Genomic DNA, 15660 nt, shown 5'->3' on the forward strand with positions numbered 1-15660 from the left:
GGCATCACACTATAAAAGAAAACCCCGTTTTTGACTCCTTTTGAGCAATTTCGGGGTTTGTTTCTTCTAATATAATACCTATTTTTATGAAAAACAATAGATTGAGGTATTATGAATATGCCTGATTTAAGATAGCTTTGCGGTTATTTTTTTTGCTACAGATTTATGATTTAAAAGATTATCTTTTTTTATTTTTAAGCTTAGTGAGCTTGGCGAAACCTTTGTGTTCTTTACGGTTGAAAAAATAAAAGAATTACTCTGTAAACGGAATAGCTACGCGTGTTTTGTCCCAACCTAAGTTTAGAATAATTCCATTATCTCCTTTGGTGAAAACCATAGAAAAAGCTTCTAGAGCTTCTTCGGCTTGAGTTACAGGAACATTTAGTCGGGCAACATCGTTAGCTTCTTTATAAGAATAAGCCCCCCAAGAATTAATGTCTTTATTTAAAATGATAGTCCATTCTTTTTCATTAGGAATAGTGAATAAAGCATAAGTTCCGGCTTTAATCTTTGTTTTCCCAAGAGTCACATCTTTATTGAAAGTGATTACTGTAGCTTCGTTAGCACCGGTTCTCCATACTTTTCCTGCTGGGGCTAAATCGTTTAGTGTGCGACTTTTTAATTGTGGACGACTATAAATTACTTTGGCAGTTTTTTCAGGGATTTTGTAGTCGTTAGGAAAAGAGGCAAGGTCCATTGGACTTTTGTCTAAACCTGGAAACTTTTGCGCCTGAACATTTGATGTTGCCAATAATAGAGCGCCAAAAGCGATAGCGGAAAGAAATTTTAATTTTTTCATAGTTGTTTTTAAAAGTATACGATTAGTAAAGATTTATTTACGAAGTTAAATAAAAATTGTTCGGGATTTGTTAAGAATTTCAAAAGCGTTGCGAAATAGTGTGTCTTTAGAATAATAAATTAAATTTGCGTACTTGATTAAAAATAATTGGCTCTGCAACTGAGGGCCAGAATAGACTGAAAATGACTTTCAAACAAAAAATACATCACTATTATTCCCGAATGGTAGAAGATCGGATTGATGCTTTTCGTGATATGATTTCTGCTTTGACCGAAGATTCTAAAAATGATGCCAAAGGTTCGGCAGGCGATAAACATGAAACGGCTTTATCGATGATGCACTTGGAACAGGAAAAATTCAATACCAAACTACGAGAGGTTTTGGAGCAAAAAGCGGTTTTGGATAAAATTGATGCTTTAGTAATTGCTAAAACCATCGCTTTAGGAAGTTTGGTAAAAGCTAACGGGATTTATTTGTATTTGTCTTTGGCTTTGCCAAAAATTACTATTGACGGAATAAATGTAATAGCGCTTTCTCCACAATCACCTTTGGGGAATAAATTAATGGGGAATAGCATTGGGTTTACTTTTGAAATTAATGGGACGAAGTATTTGATAGAAGAAATTAATTGATTTACAAATGGATTATTGGTATTTAATATGCAGTTTTTCTTGGTTTATATCAGCTTTTGCTTTTTATAAAATTCACAAACTTTGGCATAAAGATGTTACTGAAAAGGATAAACTTTATAAATTTCAGGTGAAAGTTGGGGATTTTAAACATTGGGCGGGGATTGTAATGCTTGTGATTATGGGGATTGTTTATTTTTTCAAAGCAATACGATGAATTTTTTAAAGAATTGTGTTATTTGTAATTCTTGTTTCATTATTTAAGTTTGATTGCGCTAACGACTTTGGCTTTTGTACAATTGAAATCATTTAAAAAAACATTATTCCCTAATAAAACTTTTTGTAATTTCGCGAGCTTAAAAGTTTGACTTTAAAACTACATAAAATTATGAGTAAAATAATGACAGTCGACATATTGTCGAGTATTAAGGGAGCGCAGCCTTCGGAGAGCGTAAACCAATTGTTTGATGTGATTAAAAATGCGCACCCATCAAATGAGAATTCCTTAAATAATGTCAATCATAATTGTGTTTCGGTTGGTGATTTGAGAGAAGATGTGGTGGAGGAAAGTTCGGCTATAGAAAAACAAATTATTATCGAAAACTTCCCGAACAAGAAAAATGGATTTTTAGTTGTTGCTAAAGTTATAGAGAGTTAAAAAATATACTTTTGATTTTAAACCATTAAGAAGTTTAGTTAATTAAGCTTAATGGGACTTAATTTCTTAATGGTTTATTTTTTTAAAATTAATTTTAAAATTAAAACTCATTTACAATATGAGTACAATATAAAATGGAATCTCAGATAAAAAAAATACACCAACAATTGGTGTCCAAACAAATAAGCTGTACGGCTTTAGTGCAGGAAAAATTAGATTTATTAAAACAAAACACTTATAATTCAGTAAATTCTTTGTTGGATACGATGGCGCTTGATTTGGCTGCCAAAGTAGATGCTAAAATTGCTAATGGAGAGCCTATTGAATTGCTGGAAGGAATTCCTTTTGGAATCAAAGATGTGTACATGGTGCAAGGGACTTACACTACTGCTAGTTCGGATTTGTTGAAAAATTATAAATCAGCATATACGGCAACAGCAATTCAAAGATTATTGGATGCTGGTGCTATTCCATTGGTAAAAGAAAACTGTGACAGTTTTGGTCATGGTTCGTCTAGTGAAAATACCATTTTTGGAGCGGTTAAGAATGCCATTAATCCGGAATTAGTAGGTGGAGGATCGAGTGGAGGATCGGCTGTGAATGTGGCTAAAGAATATACGGTGTTTTCTATTGGTGGAGATACGGGAGGTTCTATTCGCCAGCCAGCAGGATACAATCATATTTATGGTTTAAAACCTACTTACGGAAGAATTTCAAGATATGGTTTAATGGCTTATGCTTCTTCTACAGATTGCGTGGGGCCTTTAGCAAAATCAATCGAAGATATCCGAATTGTATTGAATGTCATGAGTGGAAAAGATCCAAAAGATCAGACTTCAATCGTTTCTAATGAAATTACTGAAGAAGCCATTGCTACTTCATCAATTAAAACAATCGGTTATTTTAAAAATTTTATCCAAAGCGAAGCAATCAATCCTCAGATAAAAGCTGATTTCTTAGCTGTTGTCGAAAAAATAAAAGAGAAAGGAATTGAGGTGAAGGAACTGGATTTCTTCAAATCGGATATTTTGGTTTCTACCTATTATACTTTGGCGATGGCCGAAACAGCTTCTAACTTATCTCGTTTAGATGGTACGAATTACGGAAACCGTATCGAAGGAGATAATTTGATTGATAGTTATGCAGTAACACGTTCTGAAAACTTCTCTGAAGAGACTAAACGCAGAATTGTGGGAGGAAACCAAGTGTTGTCTCAGGGATTCTCTGATGAAATCTATTTAAAAGGACTGGCTTTGAGAGATCAGATTTCTGAGAATTTCAGCGAAGATTTCAAAGAAGTGGATGTGATTTTATCACCGGTAACACCAAGTACACCACCAAAAATAGGAGACAGTTTGAAAGATCCTTTGGCGATGTATTTATCAGATGCGTATACTGTTGGTTTTAGTTTGGGACAATTACCAACCTTAACTGTGCCACAAGGAACGGAAACAGGACTGCAAATTACGGCAGCAAAGAATAATGACGAATTAGTGATGCAATTTGCTAACTTCTTAAAAGATATTTTATAATGGAATTAGAACAATTAACAGCTGCCATAAAGGCGCACGATTTAGAATTGGTTATCGGACTCGAAACTCACGTTCGATTAAATACCAAAACCAAGTTGTTTTGTTCTTGTCCTAATCAAGAAATTGAAACACCAAATCAAAATATATGTTCGGTTTGTACCGGACAAATGGGAGTTTTGCCTGCTGTAAATAAAGAAGCGGTAATGAAGGCTATTTATTTTGGAAAAGCAGTCGATTCTTCCTTTAGTAATGAAGTGATTTCCTGGGATAGAAAACATTATGAATACCCAGATAACCCAAAGAATATTCAGATTACGCAATTTCATAACCCAATCATTCCAGACGGACATGTGTCTTGCTATAGAAATGACGGAACACAATTTACAGTCAATTTGACTCAGGTACATATTGAGGAAGATGCGGCTAAATTGATGCACGAAAAGAAAATTTCCTTAGTAGATTTTAATAAAGCCGGAGTGCCTTTGATTGAAATTGTTACGGAGCCTTGCATTCGTAATATAGAGGATGCGTCCACTTATGCGCAATATATTCAGCGTATTGTTCAAAATTTAGGAATTTCTGAAGCGAATTTGGAAAAAGGAGAATTCAAATCGGATGTTTCGGTGTCTTTGCGCAAAAAACATTCTTATGATTTGAATCCAAGAACGGAAATCAAAAACTTGAACTCGTTTAAGTTTATGGTAGAAGCTTTGAAAGAAGAGGTTGAAAAACAATTTAATTATTACATTGAACATAAGGAGTTTCGCCCTGATCAAACGACTGTGTTGTGGGATGCTGATTTGAAGCAAACCAAAACCATGCGTAAAAAGGAATTTGAAGCGGATTACCGTTTCATCTCAGAGCCGGATTTACCTTTTGTAAATATTAAAAAGGAAGTTGAAGTAATAAAAGTAGATACCAGTGCCTTGCCTTTTGCGGTGGAGTCTATTTTGATTGGTGGAGGTGTTTTGCCGCAAGATGCTAAATTCTTCACGGCTGATGCCTTGCGTTCCAGAACATTTGTGACGATTAATCACGAGATTAACGATCCGTCATTTGTAGCTAAAACCTTATCTAATAATGTCAAGGCCGAAGATTATGATAAAATCCACAATGTTCAGGATATTATCGAAATTTTCAAATTGTTTAAAGCGGAGAAAATTACCGCTGTTTTGGTGCAAAATGCATTAGCAAGCTATCTGAAAGAGGCGAAATTTGATTATAAAAAGTACTTTGAGGAAAATACCATTTCGGAAGAGAAAATTCAGGAAGTTATCGCCAAAGTTATCGCTGAGAATGAAGCTGTAGCCAAAGACATTGCTGCAGGAGATCAAGGAAAAGCAGGGATTTTAGTGGGGAAAGTTTTGGGAGTTCTTGGAAAAGGAGCAAATGGTAAAGTAATTCGTCAGATTATTTTAGATAGCTTAAGTTCCGGAACGGCTTCAGAGCAAAAAACGACTCAGGAAAAAGCGGCAAAAGAAGTAACTGCTGAACAAAAAGAAGTTCAGGAAGAAGCCTTACCGGAAATTCCAATTATCGTAAAGGAAACCTATAGAACACATAAAATTTCTCAATTATCAGAAGAAAACATTGGAGAAGAGGTGACTTTGTCAGGCTGGGTATCCAGTGTACGTGATCACGGAGAATTGATGTTTATCGATTTGCGTGATTCGAGTTATGAAATTTTCCAAGTTAATATCAGTAGAGAAACATTTCCCAATATCGATGAGTTGGTGAAGTTAAAGCCGGAATCGGTAATTTCTGTTAAAGGAAAAGTCGTTGGACGTAATGAAGATGATTATAATGCAGGATTGCGTACCGGTAAGATTGAATTGGAAACTTCAGAATTGGAAATTTTAAACTTGTCAAAAACACTGCCTTTTGAGATTAAAAGAGCAGCCAAAACAAATGAAGCTACCCGTTTTCAATATAAGTTCTTAGATCACAGAAATGATGAGGTACGTCGTGCTATTGTGAATCGTCATAAAGTGATTAAGTTGATTCGTGATATTCTGGACGAAGAAGAATTTTTAGAAATCGAAACACCAATATTAAGTGCAGGAACAGATGAGGGTGCGCGTGAATTTATCGTGCCTACACGTAAACAGGCTGGTTCATTCTATACTTTACCACAAGCGCCACAGCAGTTCAAGCAAATGTTAATGGTTAGTGGTTATGAAAAATATTTCCAGGTAGCGCGTTGTTTCAGAGATGAGGATTCTCGTGGAGACCGTCAGCCGGAGTTCACGCAATTAGATATGGAAATGGCCTATGCCAGCATGCAGCAAATTATTGATTTGAACACCAAGTTGTTTAATGAAGTAGTGAAAAAAGTGTATGGAAACAAATGGATTTTGCGTCCGTTTGAAGTCTTGACTTACAAAGAAGCGATGGATTATTACGGTTGTGACCGTCCTGATTTGCGTTTTGGATTAAAAATGCAGGATATTACCGAAATTGTAAAAGATACTACTTTCCAAGTTTTCTCTAAGCCAATTGAAGAAGGCGGAATTGTAAAATGTATTAAAGTTTCGGCTCAGGAACAAGGTAATAAGCGTATGTCTAAAGGGCAAATTGAAGCTTTGACAGCTATTGCGCAACAGCATGGTTTGGGTGGATTGGCCTATATTATTGTGAATGAAGATGAATTGCAATCGCCAATTATCAAGTTCTTAGGAGAGGACATTGCGGCCGGAATAATAAAAGCGACTGAAGCACAGGTGGGAGATATTGTATTCTTCTCGGCTGCTGATTATGCGACAGCGAATAAGGCTTTGGATGCGGTTCGTCAGGAAATGGGAAGAATGTTGCATTTGATTAATGCTAAAGAATTACGTCCTGCTTGGGTAGTTGATTTTCCAATGTTTGAAAAAACGGATGAAGGAAGATGGACTTTTACACACAATCCATTCTCGATGCCGGCGGTTTATGATTTGCAAAAGCATATGGATGGTAAAGAAGAAGAAATTGGAACTATCATCGCACAACAATACGACATCATTTTAAATGGATACGAAATTGGAGGAGGTTCTGTTCGTGCACACAAATCGGAAATTCTGGAGGCAACTTATAGAAACATGGGTTACAACAAAGAAGAGATGATTAAGAGTGTGGGAACGATGTATAAAGCTTTCCAGTACGGAGCACCGCCTCATGGAGGTATTGCTTGGGGAATTGACCGTTTGATGATGATTTTGGAGAAAAAAGCCTCTATTCGTGAAGTGATGGCTTTTCCTAAAACTGGAACTAGTGAAGATTTATTATTTGGAGCGCCTTCACCATTATCTGATAAAAAAGTAGAGGAGATGAATGTGAGGATTATCAATAGATAATATAAAAAAACAAAATAAAAAGTAAAAGCGGATTTGTACTGAAAAGTAGGAATCCGCTTTTTAGATATAATTGAATAAGTTTTTAAAACCGCAGATTCGCAGATTTTTAGATGATTTTTCAGTATTTTTAAAGTAAAAATCTGCGAATCTGCGGTTGTTTTTTAGTGTGACTTGAGAGTTTATGACCTCGGTTTATTCCGGCTTCTGTCGTAAAGGACAATACTTCCAGCCACAGAAACATTCAGGCTTTTCTCTGATTTGAATTTTACCAGAAAGTGGCATTTTTCAATGGCTTTTTTAGAAAGTCCATTGTCTTCTGCGCCTAAAAGATATACGCAACGCCTTGGATGTTCGAAAGTTTCTAAATCTTCGGCTCGGTCGTCCAGTTCTACGCCCACTAATCGTGCACCTTTTGGAAGGTTATTAAAAAAATCTTCAAAGGTTTCATAATGAAAATAAGGCATGGATTTTACTGCGTTGTGCGTATCACAAGCTTGTTTGGCATAGCGATTACCAATGGTGAAAATATAACTGGCGCCCATATTTTGAGCAGTTCTCCATAAAACGCCCAAGTTTTCAGGTGTTTTACCGTTTTGTATTCCTATGCCGAAAAATTCAGTTGTAAAATTGTCATTCATGAGGCAAAAATACAAACAGTTGCTAGTATTGTCAAATTTTAATTTTAGCAGAAAAAACAGCTGTTTTTTTGGGTTGAAATTCACAATTTTTGTTGATAACTTAAGCCTTAATAAGGGTAATTTTAACGCTATATAAATTGCGTTTTTATATATTTGCGTGTTAGACAAAAATACATTTAGAATTAAACATATGAGCGAAGAAATCAAGAACAATTATTCAGCGGATAGTATTCAGGCATTAGAGGGAATGGAGCACGTAAGAATGCGTCCATCGATGTATATTGGTGATGTTGGGGTTCGTGGACTTCATCATTTGGTTTATGAGGTAGTGGATAACTCCATCGATGAGGCGATGGGAGGTCACTGTGATACAATTAGTGTTGCTATCAATGAAGATGGTTCGATTACTGTAGAAGATAATGGACGTGGTATTCCGGTTGGAATTCATAAAAAAGAAGGCGTTTCGGCACTTGAGGTTGTAATGACTAAAATTGGTGCGGGAGGTAAATTCGATAAAGATTCGTATAAAGTTTCCGGAGGTTTACACGGGGTTGGAGTTTCCTGTGTGAACGCTTTGTCAACCCATTTAACAGCTACTGTTCATAGTAGTGATGGTAAAATTTACCAACAGGAATATGAGAGAGGAAAAGCTTTGTATCCGGTAAAACAAATTGGTGATACTACAAAAAGAGGTACGATTGTTACTTTTTATCCAGATCCGGTAATTTTTACGCAAACAACGGAGTATTCTTATGATACTTTGTCGGCTCGTATGCGTGAGTTGGCTTTCCTGAACAAAGGAATCACCATTCATTTTTGTGATAAAAGAGAAAAAGATGAAAAGGGAGAACCTGTTGGAGAAGTGTTTCATTCACAGGAAGGTTTAAAAGAATATATTCGTTATCTGGATGGAAATCGTGAGCCAATTATCGGACACGTAATTTCTATGGATAATCCAAATGCGGAAATTCCTGTTGAGGTGGCTTTGATTTACAATACAAGTTATTCTGAGAATATTTTTTCTTATGTAAATAATATCAATACGCACGAAGGAGGAACGCATTTACAAGGTTTCAGAATGGGATTAACCCGTTCTTTGAAGAAATATGCCGATGCTTCCGGAATGTTAGAGAAATTGAAATTTGATATTTCAGGAGATGATTTCCGTGAGGGTTTAACTGCGATTATTTCGGTAAAAGTGGCTGAGCCTCAATTTGAAGGACAAACTAAAACCAAATTGGGTAACAGAGAAGTTGTTTCTCCAGTTAGTCAGGCGGTGAGCGAAATGGTGGAGAATTATTTGGAAGAAAATCCAAATGATGCTAAAATCATTGTACAAAAAGTAATTTTGGCAGCTCAGGCACGTCATGCGGCTAAAAAAGCGCGCGAAATGGTACAGCGTAAAACCGTGATGGGTGGCGGTGGATTACCAGGTAAATTATCCGATTGTTCGGAACAGGATCCTGCAAAATGTGAAGTGTATCTTGTCGAGGGAGATTCGGCGGGTGGAACTGCTAAACAAGGTCGTGATCGTAATTTTCAAGCGATTTTGCCATTGCGTGGTAAGATTTTGAATGTGGAAAAAGCGATGCATCACAAGGTTTTTGAAAACGAAGAGATTCGAAATATCTTTACAGCTTTGGGTGTGACAATTGGAACAGAGGAAGATAGTAAAGCTTTGAATATTTCAAAACTACGTTACCATAAAGTAATCATCATGTGTGATGCCGATGTTGATGGTAGTCACATTTCTACTTTGATTTTAACCTTCTTCTTCCGTTTTATGAAAGAATTAATTGAAGAAGGGCATGTTTATATTGCCGCTCCACCTTTGTATTTAGTTAAAAAAGGAAACAAAAAGGAATACGCTTGGAATGATGTTCAACGTGATCAGGCTAACGAAAGAATGGGAGGAAGTGCTAATATTCAGCGTTATAAAGGTCTTGGGGAGATGAATGCGGAGCAGTTGTGGGAAACTACAATGGATCCTAATTTTAGAACTTTACGTCAGGTAACCATTGAAAGTTTAGCAGAGGCTGATCGTGTGTTTTCTATGTTGATGGGGGATGAAGTACCACCACGTAGAGAATTTATCGAGAAAAATGCGGTTTACGCTAATATTGATGCATAAAAAATCGTTTGTTGGATGGTTATTTTGAGTAATAAATTGTAGATTAGCGAGAGTTAACCAATTTTATTTACTAAACCGAATAAACGTTTTAATATGAAAGTTACTATTGTAGGAGCAGGAAATGTTGGCGCAACCTGTGCAGACGTTATATCTTATAGAGGTATTGCCAGTGAAGTAGTTTTGTTAGATATCAAAGAAGGTTTTGCTGAAGGTAAAGCTTTAGATATTATGCAGTGTGCTACGGATACTGGTTTTAATACGCGAGTTATCGGAGTTACTAATGATTATTCAAAAACCGCTAATAGTGATGTGGTGGTGGTGACTTCCGGAATTCCTAGAAAACCGGGTATGACTCGTGAGGAATTGATAGGAATTAATGCTGGCATAGTAAAATCGGTTGTTGAGAATATTTTAAAATATTCGCCTGAAACAATCATTGTGATGGTTTCTAATCCAATGGATACAATGACGTATCTGGCTTTGAAATCGACTGGTTTGCCAAAAAATAGAATTATAGGTATGGGAGGGATTTTAGATAGTTCCCGTTTTAGGACTTATCTGTCTCTTGCTTTGGATAAACCTGCAAATGATATTTCGGGAATGGTTGTAGGTGGTCATGGTGATACAACGATGATTCCTTTGACGCGTTTGGCGGCCTATAATGGAATACCGGTAACGCAATTTCTAACTGAAGATGTTTTGCAAAAAGTTGCTGCTGATACTATGGTTGGTGGAGCAACGCTTACTGGTCTTTTAGGAACTTCGGCTTGGTATGCTCCGGGTGCTTCTGTTGCTTTTTTGGTAGACAGTATTTTAAATGATCAAAAAAGAATGATAGCTTGTTCTGTTTATGTTGAGGGTGAATATGGTCAAAATGATATTTGTATCGGAGTGCCTTGTATCATTGGTAAAAATGGTGTAGAGGAGATAATAGATATCAAGTTAGATGATAAAGAAAAAGCTTTGTTTGCTAAGAGTGCTGATGCGGTTAGGGCAATGAATGAAGCTTTGAAAAGTGTTTTGACTTAACCTTTTAACAAATATAAAAAGGAAGGCTGCAATTATGCAGTCTTTTTTTTGAGATTAATTCATAAATAAATTGGTTAATCTTAACCAGAATTATATATTTGCTCGGTTTAAAAAAAGAATATATGCTGTTTTTACTCACTTTAAAGAAGAGGGAGATGGCTAAAGTGTTGGTTTTGAGCCTTGATGGAAGAATAAATTAATTAATTTTTAGTAATAATGCAGAATAAAGGACTTATTAAATTTTTCGCAATTCTATTTGCATTGGTAAGTATTTACCAACTCACATTTACTTTTGTTGCTAATAGCGTCAAAAGTGAAGCTAAGGCTTTTGCAGGTGATAATCCTGATAAAGAGCTAAAATATTTAGATTCTATTGGTAAAATCAGTGTGTTGAATCTTGGTTTTACTGAATTTACTTATGATGAGGTAAAAAATAAACAACTTAATAAAGGTCTTGATTTAGAAGGAGGTATTAACGTAATTCTTCAAATTTCTATTAAAGATGTATTGAAAGGATTATCTAATAATTCTAAAAATCCTGTATTTAATAAGTCGTTAGCTGATGCTACTGCTAATTTAGAAGGAAATAAAAACTATTTAGATAAGTTTTTTGAAGCTTTTGAGGCTAATTCAAAAGGAACTGTAAAATTGGCATCACCAGATATTTTTGCAAACAGAAGTATGCAGGGAGAAGGTGGAGTTGATTTTCAAATGACAGATGCTCAGGTTCAAAAAGTAATTAGAAGAAAAGTTGGTGAGTCTATCGAAAGTGCTTACAAAGTATTAAGAGAGCGTATCGACAAATTTGGAGTTACTCAGCCTAATATCCAAAAATTAGGAGAATCAGGAAGAATCTTAGTAGAGCTTCCTGGTGCTAAGGATGTGGATAGAATTAAGAAATTATTAGGTGGAAAAGCGCAATTAGAGTTTTGGGAAACTTATAAAATTGAAGAAATTGGTAATTTCTTAATGGCTGCTAATGAAACTTTAAAGAAGACTGTAGCTACTAAAACTGAAGCTAAGCCAGTTGTTAAAGATTCATTGAGCGCATTATTGACTGATACTACTAAAGATTCAGCTACTACCAAAAAAGGAAATAATCCATTATTAGATAAAATGATTGGTCAAGGTGGAGGTCCTGTTCTTGGACTTTTTTCACCAAAAGATACTGCTGTAATTAATAGTTATTTTAAAAGACCAGATGTTAGAATTTTATTAGCTGCAGATCAACATTATGCAAAATTTGTTTGGAGTAAGCCAACTAACTTAACATCTAAAGATGGTAAACAAATTGAAGCAGTTGAATTATATGCTTTAAAAGGTAACAGAGACAATGTACCTGCTATGAACGGAGGTTTGGTTACTGATGCAAATGATACCTTTGACCAAATGGGGAAACCAGCTGTTTCTATGCAAATGAATCCTCAGGGTGCTAAAATCTGGGAAGAATTAACAGGAAGAGCTTTTACTCAAAAAAGTTATATCGCTATTGTTTTAGATAACGTTGTTTATTCAGCTCCAGGGGTTTCTAGTGGACCTATTGCAGGAGGAAGATCAGAAATTACAGGTTCTTTTGATATTACAGAAACGAAAGACTTAGCAAACGTATTAAATGCAGGTAAATTACCAGCATCGGCAGATATTATTCAATCTACAGTAGTTGGACCATCTTTAGGTCAGGCTTCTATTGACGCAGGTATGATTTCTTCTATAGTAGGATTTTTGTTAGTATGCTTGTGGATGGTATTTTATTATGGTAAAGCTGGTTGGTATGCAAACTTGGCTTTATTATTAAACTTATTGTTCTTATTCGGAATTATGGCAAGTTTTGGTTTTGTATTAACATTGCCGGGTATTGCAGGTATCGTATTAACTTTAGGTACTGCGGTGGATGCTAACATTATTATCTATGAAAGAGCTAAGGAAGAATTACGTGAGGGTAAATCACTTGCAGATGCAGTTATTTCTTCTTACGGATGGCATGGAGCGATGCGTTCTATTATTGATGCTAACGTTACTCACGTTTTAACAGGAGCTATTTTGTTTATTTTTGGGACAGGACCTATTAAAGGTTTTGCATTAACATTACTTATCGGTATAGTTACCTCATTGTTTACATCTATTTTTATTGCCAGAATTTTTATTGATAAAAATATTTTAGGAAAAGCTACTTTAACGTTCTCTACTAATATTACTAAAAATTGGTTCACTAATTTCCACTATGATTTTATTAAGATTAAGAAAATCACTTATGTATTTTCCTCCATCGTAGTTGTAGTGAGTTTAATTTCTATTTTCTTTGTTAATGGATTAGATCAAGGTGTTGATTTTGTAGGAGGAAGAACTTTCCAGGTTAAATTTGAAAAACCGGTTGATGCTGCTGTTGTTTCAGATGAATTATCTACAGCATTCGGAACACCTGTTGAAGCTAAAATTTTAGGTGATGCAGATCAATTGAAAATTACGACTAAGTATAAAATTAAAGAAGACGGAGTAGCTATTGACGAAGAAGTAAATCAAAAGTTATATAATGCTTTAGCTAAATATTATCCAAATACTTCTTATGATAAATTCATCAATACTTTTGATGGTAAAAAAGTAGGTGTATTACAAGCTTCTAAAGTTGGAGCTTCCATCTCTGAAGATATCAAAACAAATTCGTATTGGGCGGTATTAGGAGCTATGGCCGTAATCTTCTTGTATTTGATGATTTCATTCCGTAAATGGCAATATTCATTAGGAGCTATTGCTGCCGTGGCACATGACGTAATCTTTGTATTAGGAATCTACTCATTATGTTATAAATTCATGCCTTTCCACATGGAAATGGATCAACATTTTATCGCTGCAATTCTTACGGTTATCGGTTATTCGATGAATGATACGGTAATTGTATTTGATAGAATTAGAGAGTTTATCCTTGGAAACCGTAAAGGAAGTTTTGAGGAAATTGTAAATGCTTCTATTAATACTACTTTATCTAGAACTTTGAATACTTCATTAATGATGATTATCGTATTATTAACAATGTTCATCTTTGGTGGAGAATCAATTAGAGGATTTATCTTTGCCATGTTAGTAGGTATTGTTGTAGGAACTTATTCTTCATTGTTTATTGCAACACCAGTATTGGTTGATACAATTTCGAAAGAAGAAAAAACAACAGTTGAAAAACAACACGAAGCAGCTTAAGATGCTTTTATTTTAATAATTAAGACTCAGCTTTTTAGCTGGGTCTTTTTTTTTGAAATTAATTAGCTGTTTTTAGAATCATTTATATATTTCTCAATTCCTTTTATTAAAGCTAGCTTTTTTAATATATTTACCTAATAATTAGATTTCCCCAAAATCTCAATTTATTCCTAAAAATTAGAATAATGAAAAAGAATCTACTTTTACTTGTCTTTATTTGTCTGGCTAATATATTGTTTAGTATTAGTACTTTTGCTCAGCCTACAGTTTCTTCTCCTGTTTATTACTGTCAGGGAAGTACAGCAACAGCATTGACTGCAACGCCTTCAAATCCATCAGCTACTTTAAGATGGTATGATGCTTTAACAGGTGGTACTGAATATCCAGCTGCCCCAATTCCATCAACAACTACTGTTGGTACTACATTTTATTATGTTACAGAAACTATTGGAGGTATTGAAAGTTCACCTCGTACCAGGATTGAAGTAAGAGTTCTGGCTGATAATGGATCCGATATTCTCCTTTTAAGATGTGATCGTACTCAAATTACAGCTCCAGCTACAATATACGATGCGGTTTTTTTTGATTGGACAAATACTGCAGGCATACCTAATCAATATACTTATTACTATTCTATTGATGGCGCTACCCCAATTTATGGAACTAAGAATAATGGGACCAATTTAGAAGTTACAGGATTATCACCAGGGCAGTCAGTTACTTTAACCGTATGGCATACAACTTATCCTTGTGATATTTCCTCTGTAACTTGTACTGTTGCATGTAATCCTTTACTACCTAGGCCAACACCCACTTTTACACAAGTGGCTCCAATATGTGCGGGGGATCCTCCGCCAACCTTGCCCACAACTTCTTTAGAAGGTTATCGTGGAACCTGGTCACCAGCAGTTGATAATACAGCTACTACAACCTATACATTTACGCCTGCTAATATTTGTATGAACACGCAAACAATGACTATTGTGGTTAATCCTGATAGTCCCGGTTTTATTGATTCCACAATATGTTCTGGAAGTCCGGCACCCATTTTAGAGACTACTTCACCAACAGGGGTTACAGGAACCTGGACTCCTGCTACCGTAGACAATATGAACACCGCTAAATATAAATTTGAACCAGATTCCGGTCAATGTGCAGGTTCCCAAGAAATAACGATTACCGTTTTACCTTCTAACACTTTAGTTGATTTTACTTGGACTGTATCACAGGCTTTTGAAGAGAATCAAAAAATTACCATTACGGCTACTAATGCTGGAGGTGATTATTTGTATCAATTAGATGATGGTCCTTATCAGTCCTCCAATGTGTTTGAATATGTGAGTTCCGGTTCACATTCGGTTACAGTTATGGATCAAACAGGATGTAGTATGCCAAACAGTATCACAAAATCGGGAATTATAGTAATCAATTATCCAAAATATTTTACTCCTAATAATGATGGTTATAATGATTTTTGGAATATTTCAGAGTTAAGTTCACAACCCTATGCGTACATTAGAATATTTGACCGTTACGGAAAGTTTTTGAAACAAATAAGTCCTAATGGTGCAGGTTGGAATGGTACTTATAACGGCCATAATTTGCCGTCAGATGACTATTGGTTTGTCATTCATTATTTAGAAAATAATGTTGTGAAAGAATTTAAATCGCATTTTTCATTAAAGAGATAAAAAAAAGGAATTGTCTAAGTAGGCAATTC

11 protein-coding genes are annotated in these 15660 nt (G+C 35.3%); 9 read left to right on the forward strand and 2 right to left on the reverse strand.

The window, feature by feature from the left end:
- Nucleotides 1–253 precede the first annotated feature (253 nt).
- Nucleotides 254–799, reverse strand: coding sequence for a DUF2911 domain-containing protein (locus AAEO59_RS12990; protein ID WP_341701180.1), 546 nt, complete (start codon nt 797–799; stop codon nt 254–256).
- 182 nt (nt 800–981) lie between these two features.
- Here AAEO59_RS12990 and AAEO59_RS12995 point away from each other — a divergent pair, with 182 nt between their 5' ends.
- The 5 genes from AAEO59_RS12995 to gatB/aspS all read left to right on the forward strand — a co-directional run bounded on the left by AAEO59_RS12995 (nt 982) and on the right by gatB/aspS (nt 6950).
- The gene (locus AAEO59_RS12995) at nt 982–1431 is read left to right on the forward strand and encodes a hypothetical protein (protein ID WP_341701181.1); all 450 of its coding nucleotides are present in this window, start codon (nt 982–984) and stop codon (nt 1429–1431) included.
- Nucleotides 1432–1438: 7 nt separating this feature from the next.
- Nucleotides 1439–1645, forward strand: a complete 207-nt coding sequence (locus AAEO59_RS13000) for a hypothetical protein (RefSeq protein ID WP_341701182.1) — start codon at nt 1439–1441, stop codon at nt 1643–1645.
- A 183-nt stretch (nt 1646–1828) separates the two neighbouring features.
- Complete coding sequence (locus AAEO59_RS13005) at nt 1829–2086, forward strand: hypothetical protein (protein WP_341701183.1); 258 nt, start codon at nt 1829–1831, stop codon at nt 2084–2086.
- A gap of 134 nt (nt 2087–2220) precedes the next feature.
- Nucleotides 2221–3618, forward strand: coding sequence for an amidase family protein (locus AAEO59_RS13010; protein ID WP_341701184.1), 1398 nt, complete (start codon nt 2221–2223; stop codon nt 3616–3618).
- A complete protein-coding gene (gatB/aspS, locus tag AAEO59_RS13015) occupies nt 3618–6950 on the forward strand; it encodes a bifunctional amidotransferase subunit GatB/aspartate--tRNA ligase AspS (protein WP_341701185.1) in 3333 nt (1110 codons plus the stop codon). The genes AAEO59_RS13010 and gatB/aspS overlap by 1 nt, the downstream gene beginning before the upstream one ends.
- Before the next feature lie 179 nt (nt 6951–7129).
- Here the strand turns inward: gatB/aspS and AAEO59_RS13020 are convergent, their stop codons facing one another.
- Entirely contained in the window at nt 7130–7588 is a 459-nt protein-coding gene (locus AAEO59_RS13020) for an RNA methyltransferase (protein WP_341701186.1), read from the reverse strand.
- A gap of 190 nt (nt 7589–7778) precedes the next feature.
- Here AAEO59_RS13020 and gyrB point away from each other — a divergent pair, with 190 nt between their 5' ends.
- The 4 genes from gyrB to AAEO59_RS13040 all read left to right on the forward strand — a co-directional run bounded on the left by gyrB (nt 7779) and on the right by AAEO59_RS13040 (nt 15631).
- Nucleotides 7779–9719 (forward strand): DNA topoisomerase (ATP-hydrolyzing) subunit B, encoded by a 1941-nt coding sequence (gene gyrB, locus AAEO59_RS13025; RefSeq protein WP_341701187.1) that lies wholly within the window; start codon nt 7779–7781, stop codon nt 9717–9719.
- A gap of 93 nt (nt 9720–9812) precedes the next feature.
- Complete coding sequence (gene mdh, locus AAEO59_RS13030) at nt 9813–10748, forward strand: malate dehydrogenase (protein WP_341701188.1); 936 nt, start codon at nt 9813–9815, stop codon at nt 10746–10748.
- Nucleotides 10749–10964: 216 nt separating this feature from the next.
- Nucleotides 10965–13940: a protein translocase subunit SecDF gene (gene secDF / locus AAEO59_RS13035; RefSeq protein WP_341701189.1), complete on the forward strand. Its 2976-nt coding sequence runs from the start codon at nt 10965–10967 to the stop codon at nt 13938–13940.
- A gap of 185 nt (nt 13941–14125) precedes the next feature.
- Nucleotides 14126–15631, forward strand: a complete 1506-nt coding sequence (locus tag AAEO59_RS13040; protein WP_341701190.1) for a T9SS type B sorting domain-containing protein — start codon at nt 14126–14128, stop codon at nt 15629–15631.
- The last annotated feature ends 29 nt before the right edge of the window (nt 15632–15660 follow it).

Origin of the sequence: Flavobacterium flavipallidum, from assembly GCF_038289905.1 — a bacterium.
GTDB classification, from domain to species: domain Bacteria; phylum Bacteroidota; class Bacteroidia; order Flavobacteriales; family Flavobacteriaceae; genus Flavobacterium; species Flavobacterium flavipallidum.

Bases quoted from the DNA above. Each gene is read 5' to 3' on its own strand.
- AAEO59_RS13005 (WP_341701183.1), top strand. From the start codon at position 1,829: ATGACAGTCGACATATTGTCGAGTATTAAGGGAGCGCAGCCTTCGGAG.
- AAEO59_RS13010 (WP_341701184.1), top strand. From the start codon at position 2,221: ATGGAATCTCAGATAAAAAAAATACACCAACAATTGGTGTCCAAACAA.
- mdh (WP_341701188.1), top strand. From the start codon at position 9,813: ATGAAAGTTACTATTGTAGGAGCAGGAAATGTTGGCGCAACCTGTGCA.
- gyrB (WP_341701187.1), top strand. From the start codon at position 7,779: ATGAGCGAAGAAATCAAGAACAATTATTCAGCGGATAGTATTCAGGCA.
- AAEO59_RS12995 (WP_341701181.1), top strand. From the start codon at position 982: ATGACTTTCAAACAAAAAATACATCACTATTATTCCCGAATGGTAGAA.
- secDF (WP_341701189.1), top strand. From the start codon at position 10,965: ATGCAGAATAAAGGACTTATTAAATTTTTCGCAATTCTATTTGCATTG.
- AAEO59_RS13000 (WP_341701182.1), top strand. From the start codon at position 1,439: ATGGATTATTGGTATTTAATATGCAGTTTTTCTTGGTTTATATCAGCT.
- AAEO59_RS13040 (WP_341701190.1), top strand. From the start codon at position 14,126: ATGAAAAAGAATCTACTTTTACTTGTCTTTATTTGTCTGGCTAATATA.
- AAEO59_RS13020 (WP_341701186.1), bottom strand. From the start codon at position 7,588: ATGAATGACAATTTTACAACTGAATTTTTCGGCATAGGAATACAAAAC.
- gatB/aspS (WP_341701185.1), top strand. From the start codon at position 3,618: ATGGAATTAGAACAATTAACAGCTGCCATAAAGGCGCACGATTTAGAA.
- AAEO59_RS12990 (WP_341701180.1), bottom strand. From the start codon at position 799: ATGAAAAAATTAAAATTTCTTTCCGCTATCGCTTTTGGCGCTCTATTA.